The organism is Pseudomonas sp. Marseille-QA0332, from assembly GCF_054950175.1.
Window position 1 is genome coordinate 1,267,699 of sequence record NZ_CM143106.1, and the last position, 12,818, is coordinate 1,280,516.

The 12,818-nt window shown below is 64.1% G+C and carries 10 protein-coding genes; 3 read left to right on the plus strand and 7 right to left on the minus strand.

Annotated features, from left to right (window positions below; translation table 11 throughout):
* Positions 1 to 58: 58 nt before the first annotated feature.
* The 6 genes from ACY8GK_RS05990 to ACY8GK_RS06015 form a co-directional block, all read right to left on the minus strand.
* A complete protein-coding gene (locus ACY8GK_RS05990) occupies positions 59 to 3,154 on the minus strand; it encodes an MdtB/MuxB family multidrug efflux RND transporter permease subunit (RefSeq protein WP_462402581.1) in 3,096 nt (1,031 codons plus the stop codon).
* A complete protein-coding gene (locus ACY8GK_RS05995) occupies positions 3,151 to 4,413 on the minus strand; it encodes an MdtA/MuxA family multidrug efflux RND transporter periplasmic adaptor subunit (protein WP_462402582.1) in 1,263 nt (420 codons plus the stop codon). Before ACY8GK_RS05995 ends, ACY8GK_RS05990 begins: the two co-directional genes overlap by 4 nt.
* Positions 4,414 to 4,628: 215 nt before the next feature.
* The gene (gene tpx, locus ACY8GK_RS06000; RefSeq protein ID WP_196178596.1) at positions 4,629 to 5,129 is read right to left on the minus strand and encodes a thiol peroxidase; all 501 of its coding nucleotides are present in this window, start codon (positions 5,127 to 5,129) and stop codon (positions 4,629 to 4,631) included.
* 174 nt (positions 5,130 to 5,303) lie between these two features.
* On the minus strand, positions 5,304 to 6,593 hold the full coding sequence (locus tag ACY8GK_RS06005) for a serine/threonine transporter (protein WP_462402583.1): 1,290 nt from the start codon (positions 6,591 to 6,593) through the stop codon (positions 5,304 to 5,306).
* Positions 6,594 to 6,879: 286 nt separating this feature from the next.
* Complete coding sequence (locus ACY8GK_RS06010; RefSeq protein WP_462402584.1) at positions 6,880 to 8,070, minus strand: amino acid aminotransferase; 1,191 nt, start codon at positions 8,068 to 8,070, stop codon at positions 6,880 to 6,882.
* A 119-nt stretch (positions 8,071 to 8,189) separates the two neighbouring features.
* Positions 8,190 to 9,236: an Ldh family oxidoreductase gene (locus ACY8GK_RS06015; protein ID WP_196178591.1), complete on the minus strand. Its 1,047-nt coding sequence runs from the start codon at positions 9,234 to 9,236 to the stop codon at positions 8,190 to 8,192.
* A 541-nt stretch (positions 9,237 to 9,777) separates the two neighbouring features.
* Between ACY8GK_RS06015 and ACY8GK_RS06020 the strand changes: the two genes are divergently transcribed.
* Complete coding sequence (locus ACY8GK_RS06020) at positions 9,778 to 10,590, plus strand: gamma-glutamyl-gamma-aminobutyrate hydrolase family protein (protein WP_462402585.1); 813 nt, start codon at positions 9,778 to 9,780, stop codon at positions 10,588 to 10,590.
* A gap of 93 nt (positions 10,591 to 10,683) precedes the next feature.
* Here ACY8GK_RS06020 and ACY8GK_RS06025 read toward each other — a convergent pair whose 3' ends face one another.
* Positions 10,684 to 11,433, minus strand: coding sequence for a FadR/GntR family transcriptional regulator (locus tag ACY8GK_RS06025; RefSeq protein WP_196178587.1), 750 nt, complete (start codon positions 11,431 to 11,433; stop codon positions 10,684 to 10,686).
* Positions 11,434 to 11,657: 224 nt separating this feature from the next.
* Here ACY8GK_RS06025 and ACY8GK_RS06030 point away from each other — a divergent pair, with 224 nt between their 5' ends.
* Together ACY8GK_RS06030 and ACY8GK_RS06035 are read left to right on the plus strand one after the other, a co-directional pair.
* Positions 11,658 to 12,305: a DUF998 domain-containing protein gene (locus ACY8GK_RS06030; protein ID WP_462402586.1), complete on the plus strand. Its 648-nt coding sequence runs from the start codon at positions 11,658 to 11,660 to the stop codon at positions 12,303 to 12,305.
* Positions 12,306 to 12,378: 73 nt separating this feature from the next.
* A complete protein-coding gene (locus ACY8GK_RS06035; protein ID WP_462402587.1) occupies positions 12,379 to 12,702 on the plus strand; it encodes a hypothetical protein in 324 nt (107 codons plus the stop codon).
* Positions 12,703 to 12,818 lie beyond the last annotated feature (116 nt).

Consider the following 12,818-nt stretch of genomic DNA (forward strand, 5'->3'; position numbering starts at 1 on the left):
CGCCCCCCACTGCGCCACCGGCAGCGTGCCGCTTGCAGCTTGCAGCTCGAGGTCCGGCTCATAGCGGCTCCTGCGCCAAGCGCTGCTTGCCGAAACGCCGTGAAAGACGATCGAAATACAGATAGATGACCGGCGTGGTGAACAGCGTCAGCACCTGGCTGACCAGCAACCCGCCAACCATCACCAGCCCCAGTGGCTGGCGCAGCTCGGCGCCCGAGCCTGTAGCCAGCATCAGCGGCACGGCACCGAACAGGGCAGCCAGGGTGGTCATCAGGATCGGCCGGAAGCGCAGCAGCGCCGCCTGGAAGATCGCCGCCTCCGGCGCCATGCCCTGGTTGCGTTCGGCCTCCAGGGCGAAGTCGATCATCATGATGGCGTTCTTCTTGACGATGCCGATCAGCAGGATGATGCCGATGATGGCGATCATGCCAAGGTCGTTGCCGCTGAGGATCAGCGCCAGCAAGGCGCCGACGGCAGCCGAAGGCAGCGTCGAGAGGATGGTCACCGGATGGATGTAGCTCTCGTAGAGCACGCCGAGCACGATGTACATGGTCACCACGGCGGCAAGGATCAGCAGCAAGGTGCTCGACAGCGACGCCTGGAAGGCTTCGGCGGCGCCCTGGAAGCGTGTCTGCACGCCAAGCGGCATGCCGATCTGCTGCTGCACCTGCTCGATCACCTTGACCGCTTCGCCCAGCGACACCCCGGACGCCAGGTTGAACGACATCATCACCGCCGGGAACTGGCCGATGTGGGAAATCGCCAGTTGCGCCTGGCGCTGCTCGACGCGGGCCAAGGCCGACAGACGCACTTGGCCACCGTCGCTGGCCTTGACGTGGATCTGCTCCAGCGCCTGTGGCCCGATGCTACCGCCATCGCGCGACTGCAGCACTACACGGTATTGGCTGGCCTGGGTGTAGATGGTCGAGATCTGCCGCTGGCCGAAACCGTCGTAGAGCGCGTTGGTGATCTGCGAGACGTTGATGCCCAGGCGACTGGCTGCGTCCCGGTCGATCACCAGGTAGACCTGCAGGCCCTTGTCCTGTAAATCGCTGGCGACGTCGGTCAGCTCAGGACGCTGCTGCAGGGCCTGGACCAGCTTGCCGCTCCACTGGGCCAGCAGGTCGGCGTCAGGCGAGGACAGGCTGAACTGGTACTGGGTCCGACTGACCCGGTCCTCGATGCTCAGATCCTGCACGGGTTGCATGAACAGGCGGATCCCCAGCAGGCGATCGAGCTGCGGTTGCAGCCGGGCGATCACTTCGCTGGCAGTGACGTCCCGCTCGCCGTGCGGCTTGAGGTTGATCAGCAGGCGGCCGCTGTTGAGCGTGGCGTTGTCGCCATCCACGCCGATGTACGATGACAGGCTCTGCACCGCCGGGTCCTGCAGGATCACCTTGGTCAAGGCCTGCTGACGCTCGCTCATGGCGGCGAACGAGGTTGCCTGGGGCGCCTCGGAAATCCCCTGGATCACGCCGGTGTCCTGCACCGGGAAGAACCCCTTGGGCACGACCAGGTAGAGAAACACCGTCAGTACCAGACTGCCCACCGCGACCAGCAGGGTCAGCGGCTGGTGGCGCAGCACCCAGGTCAGGCCACGACCGTAGTGGTGGATGAGCCAGTCGATCCAGGCCCCGCTGGCGCGGTAGAAACGCCCCTGCTGCTCCTCCCTCGGTTCACGCTTGAGCAGGCGCGCGCACATCATCGGCGTCAAGGTCAGCGAGACCACCAGCGATATGAGGATCGCCACCGCCAGGGTGATGGCGAACTCGCGGAACAGCCGCCCCACCACGTCGGCCATGAACAGCAGCGGGATGAGCACGGCGATCAGCGAGAAGGTCAGCGAGATCAGGGTGAAGCCGATCTGCCTGGCGCCCTTGAGCGCGGCCTGCAAGGGCGTCTCGCCCTCCTCGATGTGCCGGGAAATGTTCTCCAGCATGACGATGGCATCGTCGACCACGAAGCCGGTGGCGATGGTCAGGGCCATCAGGGTGAGGTTGTTGATGGAGAAGCCCGCCAGGTACATCACGCCGAAGGTGCCGATCAGCGACAACGGTACCGCGATCGACGGAATGAGCGTGGCGCTCAGGCGCCGGAGGAACAGGAAGGTCACCATCACCACCAGCGCGATGGCGATCAGCAACTCGTGCTGGACGTCCTTGACCGCGGCACGGATGGTCTGGGTACGGTCGGTCAGGACCATGACGTCGAGGCCGGCCGGCAGGTTGTCGGTGATCGACGGCAGCATCCGCTTGATCAGGTCGACCACTTCGATCACGTTGGCGCCAGGCTGGCGCTGGATGTTCAGCAGCACGGCCTGGTTCTCGTTGGCCCAGGCGGCCAGGCGCTCGTTTTCGGCGCCGTCGACGATCTCGGCGACGTCCTTCAGGCGCAGCGGCGCGCCTTCGTTGTAGGCGAGGATGAGATTGGCATATTCCTCGGGAGAACGCAGCTGGTCGTTGGCATCGAGCATCGAGACCCGGGTCGGGCCGTCGAAGTTGCCCTTGGGCTGGTTGACGTTGGAGGCACCGATCAGCGTGCGCACGTCCTCCAGGTTGAGCCCCGCCGCGGCCAGCGCGTCGACGTTGACCTTGATCCGCACGGCCTGGCGCTGCCCGCCGGCGATGCTGACCATGCCGACACCGCTGATCTGGGCGATCCTCTGCGCCACGCGCGTATCGACCAGGTCGTTGAGCTTGGGCAACGGCATGGTCCTGGAGGAAATGGCGAGGGTCAGCACAGGCGTATCGGCGGGATTGACCTTGTTGTACACCGGGGGCGCCGGCAGGTCGCTTGGCAGCAGGTTGCTGGCCGCGTTGATCGCCGCCTGTACCTGCTGCTCGGCCACGTCCATGTTCATGTCCAGACTGAACCGCAAGGTCAGCACCGAGGCCCCGCCGGAGCTGGTCGAGGCCATCTGGGTGAGCCCGGGCATCTGGCCGAACTGGCGCTCCAGCGGGGCGGTGACAGCGCTGGTCATCACCTCAGGGCTGGCGCCAGGATAGAGGGTCATGACCCGGATGGTCGGATAGTCGACCTGCGGCAGCGCCGATACTGGCAGCAGCCTGTAGGCGATCAGCCCGGCGAGGACGATCGCCAGCATGCTCAGCGTGGTAGCGACCGGGCGAAGGATGAACAGTCGTGACAGGTTCATGCGCCCGCCTTGCCTGCCGTACCGGTGTCAGTGCCGCCCTTGCCGTCCTGGCCTTGCAGGTGCTGTCCGGGCGTGGTCGGTACCTGCGAGCTGTCTTCGACCACTTCGACCAGCGAGCCCTCGCGCAAGCGGTCGGTGCCTTCGAGCACCAGGCGATCGCCAGCGGCCAGGCCTTCGAGAATGACGCTGCGCTCGCCATCGCTCGGCCCGACCTTGAGCTTGCGGATGCCGACCTTGTTCTCGGCGGTCACCACATAGGCGAAGGTACCCTCGTTGCCGAACTGAATGGCGGCGGCCGGGGCGGTCACCACCTGTTTGAGGGTATCGGCGAGCAAGCGGACGTTGACGAACTGGTTGGGGAACAGCGCTTCGTCCTGATTCTCGAAGCGCGCCTTGAACTTGAGCGTGCCGGTGGTGGTGTCGATCTGGTTGTCGAGGCTGGCAAGCACGCCGGTGGCCTGTAGCTGGCGGTCGCCGCGGTCCCAGGCTTCGACGGACAGCGCCGCCCCGCCGCGGTAACGCTCCAGCACGGTGGCCAGCTCGGTCTCGGGCAAGGTGAAGGCGACGCTGATCGGCTCGGTCTGGGTGATCACGGCCAGGGCTGTGGTGTCATTGGCCGAGACCAGGTTGCCAAGGTCCAGCTGGCGCAAGCCGACGCGACCGCTGATAGGCGCGCGAATCTGGGTGAACTCCAGGTTCAGGCGAGCATCGTTGACGGCGGCCTGGTTGGTCATCACCGTGCCTCGGTACTGGGCCACCAGCGCCTCGGCCGTGTCCAGGGTCTGCTTGGCGATGCTGTCCTCGGCATACAAGCCCTTGTAGCGGGCCAGGTCGACCTGGGCGTTCTTCAGCTGGGCCTGGTTCTGCGCCAGGGTGCCCTCGGCCTGCTGCAAGGCGATGCGATAGGAGCGTGGATCGATTTCCGCCAGCAGGTCGCCCGCCTTGACCCGCTGCCCCTCCTTGAAATGCACCTTGACCAGCTCCCCGGATACGCGGCTACGCACATTGACCGTATTGGTCGCGGTGACCGTGCCCAGCGCCTTGTAGTAGAGCGGGAAGTCAGCGATCTTGGCCGGCTCGACGCGCACCGGGACCGGGTCGGTGGAAGCACCGAAGCCTGGCCGGCCACCTCCCGCCGCGCCGGCATCCTGGCGTGCCGACGAAGCCGGCCACAGCCACCAGGCCAGCACGACGACCAGCAGGAGGATCAGCAGGCCGAACAGCCAGCGACGAGGAGAGCGGGAAACGGTGGATTGCATGGATTGAACGAACCTTGTTCGAGGATGACGACAGGAAGTGGCTGAACGATAAGCACTCGTGGCGCATTAGCAAAGCGCCTTTACGCTGGTTTTACCTTGGCCTGCGCCGGCAAGACGATGAGCCTCAAACGAAAACGGCCTGGACTAGAGCCAGGCCGTTGCCGCTTTCGATGCGTCGAGGTGCCGAAGCGATACGCCAGAAGCCGCCCGGTGGGCTACTTGAGGACCTTCAGCGCGGCCTCATAGTTCGGTTCGTTGGCGATCTCGCCAACCAGCTCGCTGTAGAGGACCTTGTCCTGCTTATCCAGTACAACGACCGCGCGAGCAGCCAGGCCGGCCAGCGGACCGTCGGCAATCGCCACGCCGTAGTTTTCCAGGAACTGGCGATCACGGAAGGTCGACAGGCTCTGGACCCTGTCCAGCCCTTCGGCGCCGCAGAAGCGCGCCTGGGCGAACGGCAGGTCGGCGGAGATGCACAGCACCACGGTATCGGCCAGCTCGTTGGCCTGGGCATTGAACGTGCGAACCGAGGTCGCGCAGGTCGGGGTGTCGACGCTCGGGAAGATGTTCAACACCTTGAACTTGCCGGCAAAGTCCTGCAGCGACTTGTTGGCAAGGCCTTCGCCAACCAGGGTGAACCCGGGGGCCTGGGCGCCGACTTGAGGCAGTTGCCCGTTGACCTGGACTGGATTGCCTTTGAGGGTCACTTGAGTCATGAGCGGATCCTTGTATGCAGTGGAAAGGAGCGAAAGTTAAGCATGAAGGGCACCGAGTGCCCATGCCTTGGGCAGGAATTCTTTGTAGCCAGGCGCTTCGGCGCGCAACTTGCCTTGCCACCGGCGCAGACATGCCCGTCTTGAACACGAGACGTGCACGGCCGGCGCGGCGACTCAGCCAAGCAGGCCGCCGATGACCGAATAGAGCACCGAGGACATCGCCACCAGGCCGACCACCACGACGAACAGGTTCGACAGGGCGCCGCTGTACTTGCGCATCGATGGCACGCGGCGGATGGCGTACATCGGCATGAGGAACAGCAGCGCCGCGATGATCGGGCCGCCGAAGGACTCGATCATTGTCAGGATGCTCGGGTTGAGCGTGGCGACGATCCAGCAGACCACCAGCATCAACGCTGCCACCGTGCGATCCAGTGCCTTGGCGCCTGGGCGCAGCCCCGTCTTGGCGATGATGCCCTTGAGGCCTTCGCTGGCGCCGATGTAATGGCCGAGGAACGACTTGGCGATGGCCACGAAGGCGATCAGCGGGGCCGCGAAGGCGATGCTCGGATTGCTGAAATGGTTGGCCAGGTAGGACAGGATCGACAGGTTCTGCGCCTTGGCCTCGGCCAGCTGTGCGCTGTCGAGGGTCAGCACGCAGCTGAACACGAAGAACATCACCATGGCGACCATCAGCAAATGGGCGCGGGCGAGGATCTGTCCGCTGCGCTCGTCGGCGTGCTGGCCATGCCGGCGCTTCTGGTCGACCGCGAAGGCGGAAATGATCGGCGAGTGGTTGAACGAGAAGACCATGACCGGGATCGCCAGCCACAGGGTATGCAGGAATGCCGTCCCCGATGGCAGCTGGCCCGCGCTGTCGAGGATACCGCCGTTCCAATGTGGGATCAGGTACAGGGCGAGCAAGGCCAAGGCGACGATGAAGGGGTAGACCAGCAGGCTCATGACTTTCACCGTGGCCTGTTCACCGCAACGAACGATCGCCAGCAGGCCGAGGATCAGCACGAACGACAACGCGACCCGGGGTGGCGCAGCCATGTGCAGCTGATGCTCCATGAAGCTGCTCACCGTGTTGGTCAGCGCGACGCTGTAGATCAGCAGGATCGGAAAGATCGCGAAGAAGTACAGGACCGTGATCAGCGCGCCGGCCTTGAGGCCGAAGTGTTCCTCGACCACCTCGGTGATATCGCCTGCCTCAAGGCCGGACAGCACGAAACGGGTCAACCCACGGTGGGCGTAGTAGGTCATCGGGAACGCCAGCACCGCCAGGATCAGCAGGGGCCAGAAACCACCCAGGCCGGCATTGATGGGCAGGAACAGCGTTCCGGCGCCAATGGCCGTGCCGAACAGCCCCAGCATCCAGGTGGTGTCATGGCGACTCCAGCTGCCAAGGGCGACTGGGTTCGATTCGAGGCGTCCTTCGACGCCAGGGGCCCGCTCGTTCATCCAGGTGCAACTCCGCTCGCAAGTTCGCATCACGTCGAGGGCGCCCGGCAAGCGACACGCACCCCAACCAAAAAAGAGGGGCGCGATTGTGCGCTCGACAGCTCGAAGCCGCAAGCTACAAGCTACAAGCTACAAGCTACAAGCTACAAGCTACAAGCTACAAGCTACAAGCTACAAGCTACAAGCTACAAGCTACAAGCTACAAGCTACAAGCTACAAGCTACAAGCTGATCGTGGCGTTGCGGCAGTCTTGCGACAACACGGTTCAGCTTGCCGCTCGCGGCTTTCAGACAGCAGCGAAGGCCTGGGCGACGCGCTGCAGGTTGTCCGGGCGCAGGCCGGCCATGCAGACCCGGCCACTGTCGATCAGGTAGACACCGAACTCGTCGCGCAGGCGCCGCACCTGTTCGACGCTAAAGCCGGTGTAGCTGAACATGCCGCGTTGGCGCAGCAGGTACTGGAAATCCTCGCCGGGCAACAGCTGGGCCAGGGCCTCGACCAGGCCTTGACGCATCTCCAGGATGCGCTTGCGCATGCATTCCACCTCCGCCTGCCACTGGGCCGCGAGCGCACCGTCGGACAGCACCGCGGCGACCAGCTGGGCGCCGTGGCTGGGCGGGCTGGAATAGTTGCGGCGGACCGTCGCCTTGAGTTGGCCGAGCACGCTTTGCGCGGTGGCGGCATCATCGCTGACCACCGACAGCCCCCCTACCCGTTCGCCATACAGGGAGAAGATCTTCGAGAACGAATTGCTCACCAGACATGGCAAGCCAGCTCGGGCCATCTCGCGAATGGCGTAGGCATCCTCGATCAGGCCTTCGCCGAACCCCTGGTAGGCAATGTCGAGGAACGGAATCAGCTCGCGCGCCTTGACCACCTCGATCACCTGCTGCCACTGGTCACGCTGCAGGTCCACCCCGGTCGGGTTGTGGCAGCAAGGATGGAGCAGCACGACACTGCGCGCCGGCAGGCCCTGCAGGGTGGCCAGCATACCCGGGAAGTCCAGGCCACGAGTGGCCGGATCGAAGTACGGATAGGCATGTACCTGGAAGCCGGCACCCTCGAAGATCGCCCGATGGTTGTCCCAGGTAGGATTGCTCACCCAAACTTCGGATTCGGGGAAGTAACGCTTGAGGAAGTCCGCGCCCACCTTGAGCGCGCCGGAGCCGCCGACGGTCTGCACGGTGGCGATGCGGCCATCGCTCACCGCAGGATGGTCGGCACCGAACAGCAACGCCTGGATGGCCTGGCGATAGACGGCCAGGCCCTCCATGGGCAGGTACAGCGAGGCCTGGTGAGGCTGGTCGGCCAGTTGCCGTTCGGCCTCGCCCACCGCCGCCATCTGCGGCACCACGCCGGCGGCGTCGTAATAGAGTCCGATGCTCAGGTTGACCTTGTCGGCACGAGGGTCCGCCTTGAAAGTCTCCATCAGCGAAAGAATCGGATCGCCGGCATAGGCATCGACATGTTTGAACACAGCGCACAGCTCCTTGGATCAGGACAGTTCGGAAAAGGCTGTCGCGAGCATACCTGCAGCGACAGCAAAGGAACATCACCTGCTGGCAAGCTGTCGCATGCGATCACGCACGCCGCCGCTCAGCCTTGCTGCCCGGCGGCAGGATCGGCCAGCGCTTGCAGCACGCTCAATTCGTCGCGGCCGATGCGGACTCCTTCACGCTCGGCCGCGGCCCGCCGCTGGTGGCGCCGCTCGCCCGGCAGGCGATCGATGCCGGCGGCGCGCATCTGCTCGACCAGCGTCCGGCAGCGCTCGGCGAAGCGGTTGCCTTCGGCCTTGCTCGGGTCGATGACGATCAACAGCTGGCCGGTCCACGGCGTCTTGGCTCCGGGATGCGAAGACCAGTCGAACTCCCAGGAAAAGTGCCCGCCGGTCAGCGCTGCCGCCAGCAGCTCGACCATCATCGACAGGGCCGAGCCCTTGTGCCCGCCGAACGGCAGCAAGGCACCGCCCTCCAGCACCATCTGCGGATCCAGGGTGGGCCGGCCTTCGCTGTCGACACCGATGCCAGGGGGTAGCTGGCGCCCATCGCGCGCTGCAAGCTGCACATCGCCATGCGCCATCGCACTGGTAGCCATGTCAAAGACCAGGGGGTCGCCTCCTGCGCAAGGCGCGGCGAAGGCGATGGGGTTGGTGCCGAACACCGGCTGGCGGGCTCCATGTGGCACCACGCAGGTCATGCTGTTGACCACGCTCAACGCCACCAGCCCCTGCTCGGCGAACGGCTCGACATCCGGCCAGAGCGCACCGAAGTGATGCGAGTTGTGGATGGCGAGCACGGCGACCCCGGCCGTACGGGCCTTGTCGACCAGCGCCTCACGGGCCGCTTCCAGGGCTGGCTGGGCGAAACCTCCAGCAGCATCCACACGCAGGAAGCCGGCAGCCAGATCCTCTACCTTGGGCTCGGCCTGGGCATCGACCCAGCCGCTGGCCAGGGTCGATACATACCCTGGAATGCGGAATACCCCATGGCTGTCGGCACCGTCACGCTGCGCACTGGCGCAATTGCCGGCAAGCACCGCGGCGACCTTGGGGCTGCAGCCGTGGCGCTGGAAAATTCGCTTGAGCAGGACTTCCAGCTCCTTGAAGGGAAGATGCACTGGGCAGGCATCGGCAGCTGCGGACATAGGGGCTCCTCGTCTCGATGGCGTTGGCCAGAATCGCGGCCTGGCTCGAGACTGTCGGCCGAATCCGACCGGCTGTCAAAGGGACCACCACAGCGCTTGCCGGAACAGCTCGGCGAAACCCAATGAGCATGATTGATGTAGCAAGTGAACTTTTCGGCATATCCAGCTGATTCCAAAACAAAAGATCTTGTTCTTTCATCTCGGCTGCGGAGCACCGTCGCAGTGTCGACGGCGCTTCATTGCGCCACTGCAAAGAGCCAACTGCATCGTTAAATATAATTGACCCTTGTCCCTGAAAAACCCTTGCAGCCAAAGGCTCGGAGGCGTTTCTCGCCACCGTTTTACAGCATGGAAGGGCTAATCCCTCCCAGCACCGTCGTTTGACATATCGAACGGCTCTGGCAAGCTATCCGACAAGTCCCGACCAGCACGAGGCACTACCCGGCGCCCTGCTGGCAGTGCTCGGGATTTCAGGCGGCGCGCCGATTCATGGCGCTGGCCTGCACAACAACGACAGGGCAACCCTGTCCCAAGGTGACTTATGTCCAACAGCAACATTGGCAAGAAGATTCAACCCCTGCGCAAACCGGTCGTCCTCATGACCATGGGTACCCACGAGCGCAAGGGCCACGATTACCAGGTCATGACCCACAAGTACATCACGCCACTGGTGGAGTTCGCCGATTGCGTGCCAGTGCTGGTGCCGACCTGCTGCGGCATCGACGACCTCGAAGCCTACCTGGACATGGTCGATGGCGTATACCTGACCGGCGCAGGCAGCAATATCGACCCGGCCCTGTACGGCCAGGAAAACCAAACCCCGGGCAAGGCCCAGGACCGCAACCGCGACCTCTTCGACATCCCGCTGGTGCAACGGGCCATTGCCCGTGGCCTGCCGATCTTTGGCATCTGCCGCGGCATGCAGGAGATCAACGTGGCCCTGGGCGGAGACATCTACCAGAAAGTCTATGCCGAGCCCGGCTTCAACGATCACCGGGAAAACCCTGAAGATCCGGTAGATGTGCAGTACCAGGCCGTGCATAGCGTGACGATCGAGCCGGGCAGCTGGCTGCGCGACGTGCTCGGTAGCGACTCGATTCGGGTCAATTCGCTGCATGGCCAAGGCTTGCGCACCCTTGGCGAAGGGCTGGAGCCGATCGCCAAGGCCGAAGATGGATTGGTCGAAGCCATTCATGGGCCAGGCATTTCGCCCTTCCTGTTCGCCGTACAGTGGCATCCCGAGTGGCAAGCGGCGAAGAACCCCGACTCGATCCGCCTGTTCGAGGCTTTCGGCCAGGCCTGTCGAGCACAGGTACGCAAAGCCCAGGAAAGCCGGCGTCAGCAGGTGGCCTGATTTCTGCGGCGCCGAGCAGCGGCCTCGCCCGATCGGTGCGAGGCAGTCTCTCCCTGACTCAGGCGCCTCTGGCGCCTGGGCAGACATTCCCGCTCATGCCGTGCTTGGCCCCGAGCCAGCTGCCTCGCTGGTTCGGCGCAAGCGCTCGCGACTGTTGAAAAGATGCATGCGCATGGCCAGTTTCGCGCCCTCGCTGTCGCGCCTGGCAATCGCCTCGTAGATCGCTTCGTGCTCGTAGCCCAGCCGCCCCAGGTAGAGGCCAGGTTCGGCGTTGGCCAGATCCGGGTCGTCCAGGCGGGCCGATGGGACGAGCACGGCACCGAGCTGGCCGATGATCTGGGCGAAATAGGGGTTGCCGCTGGCTTCGGCCACTTGCAGGTGAAACTGAAGATCTGCCTCCAGGGTATCGGCACGGCTCGTCCCGGCGACGATCCGATCCACCGCGCTGCGCAACGCCGCCAGGTGGGGCGCGCCACGGCGCTCGGCGGCCAGGCCAGCGGATTCGATCTCCACGGCCATGCGCAACTCCAGCACGGCCAGCGCCTGGTCCAGTGTCGCCGCACCTGGCGGAGCGATCCGTAGCGCGCGATCAGGCGGCGAAGCGAGCACGAACGTCCCGATGCCATGACGGGTCTGGACTTCGCCGGCAGCTTGCAGTCGAGACAATGCTTCGCGCACGACCGTGCGACTGACCCCTTCCTGATCCATCAACTGGGATTCGGTCGGCAGCTTGTCGCCAGGCTTGAGCTTGCCATCGCGAATGCGCCGGGTGAGTTCGCCGACCAATTGTTCGGCGAGACTGCGAGGCCTGCGCCGCCGTGATGCCTGTAGCTGCTTCGTCATGCTGTGCGCATTCATGCTAGAAACCCGCAATACTAACATGAGGTATCACGTCTATCCTGCTGATTTATAAAGAACAATGCTTCCGTCGGTCAGATGCCCGTCGGTGACTTTGTCGGCGCTCGATAGCCTAGGCGGGTTGCAATGCCGAAAGGGCTCGGCTACAAGCAAGGCTCCCTGCGTCGCGCGATGGCTCGGCCAGGCTTACCCATGGAAGGAGATCATGCATGAACTCAACGACTCGGCGCCTGCTAGGCGCCGGCTTGCTCATACCGTTCTGGCTGTCCGTTGGCGTCTGGCTAACCGCCAAGGCGTTTCCTGGCTATAGCCATTCCGACCAGGCGATGAGCCAACTCGGCGCGCTGGGCGCGCCCACGCACGTTTTCTCTGCCTGGGTGAACAATTTCCCGCTCGCCTTGCTTTTTGGCCTGTTCGCGCTCGGCATCTGGCGCTGCTGGCGCGGTTCCATGCTGGCCCGCCTCAGTGCGCTGCTGATCCTGCTACACGGGCTGGGCAGCCTGGGTACCGGGTTTTTTCCGTGCGACCAGGGCTGCGCGCCAGCCGATCCATCGACCGCGCAGCGGTTGCACAACCTTTCCGGGCTGGTCATGTTCGTGTCCCTGACGTTGGCCAGTGCCTTGTGGGTCTGGCTAGGTGTGCGGGTGGCGCGCTCCCGGGGCTTCTCGTGGTTTTCCCTGGCTTGCACAGGCTTTGCCGTGCTCACCGCAGGCTTCATGGCCAGCGCCGTGGAGAGCGGCCACCTGTTCGGTTTCTACCAGCGTCTGAACTACGGCGTGTCAGTGGCCTGGACCGCCGGACTGGCCCTGATTTCGCTCAGGCGGGTGGATGACGGCACGCCTGGCTCGGGAGCCTGACGGCATTTTGCTGGCCCCCGGCTGTTATCGCGCAAGTCAAACTTCCGGCTTTTCAACTGGTTAGGACAACCTCATGCGCAGAATTCCAGTTTTGGTCGCCTCCTGTCTGTTCGTCAGCCTGGGTGCCCAGGCCAAGCCGTTGAGCCAGCAGGACAAGCGAGTCTGCGACTGGGGCGCGGGAATCGCCGCGCAGGCCCAACAGGCGAAGCTCTCTGGTGTGTCGCTGTATACCGCTCGAAAGCGACTGCAGAATCAGAAGTTTCCCAAATCCTGGATGCGCATGACCGCCTTCGGCATTACCGAGCAGACCTATAACAGTCAATCCCGGCTTGCTCCGACGGCAATCCGTCAGACCTATCAGGAGCAGTGTACCCAGCACGCCATTTCCAGGCGATAACACACCGGATTCAAGCGTTTAGATAGCTCATCCATAACTGACCTGGAGTAATGCGCATCAGTAAATCAATCGGTTAGCGTTGATTCAGAGAAACAGCATGAGCAAACACATGCCCT

What these genes read in the sequence shown, in the direction of transcription:
- ACY8GK_RS05990 (WP_462402581.1), bottom strand. Translation starts at nt 3,154, where the DNA reads ATGAACCTGTCACGACTGTTCATCCTTCGCCCGGTCGCTACCACGCTG.
- ACY8GK_RS05995 (WP_462402582.1), bottom strand. Translation starts at nt 4,413, where the DNA reads ATGCAATCCACCGTTTCCCGCTCTCCTCGTCGCTGGCTGTTCGGCCTG.
- tpx (WP_196178596.1), bottom strand. Translation starts at nt 5,129, where the DNA reads ATGACTCAAGTGACCCTCAAAGGCAATCCAGTCCAGGTCAACGGGCAA.
- ACY8GK_RS06005 (WP_462402583.1), bottom strand. Translation starts at nt 6,593, where the DNA reads ATGAACGAGCGGGCCCCTGGCGTCGAAGGACGCCTCGAATCGAACCCA.
- ACY8GK_RS06015 (WP_196178591.1), bottom strand. Translation starts at nt 9,236, where the DNA reads ATGTCCGCAGCTGCCGATGCCTGCCCAGTGCATCTTCCCTTCAAGGAG.
- ACY8GK_RS06020 (WP_462402585.1), top strand. Translation starts at nt 9,778, where the DNA reads ATGTCCAACAGCAACATTGGCAAGAAGATTCAACCCCTGCGCAAACCG.
- ACY8GK_RS06025 (WP_196178587.1), bottom strand. Translation starts at nt 11,433, where the DNA reads ATGACGAAGCAGCTACAGGCATCACGGCGGCGCAGGCCTCGCAGTCTC.
- ACY8GK_RS06030 (WP_462402586.1), top strand. Translation starts at nt 11,658, where the DNA reads ATGAACTCAACGACTCGGCGCCTGCTAGGCGCCGGCTTGCTCATACCG.
- ACY8GK_RS06035 (WP_462402587.1), top strand. Translation starts at nt 12,379, where the DNA reads ATGCGCAGAATTCCAGTTTTGGTCGCCTCCTGTCTGTTCGTCAGCCTG.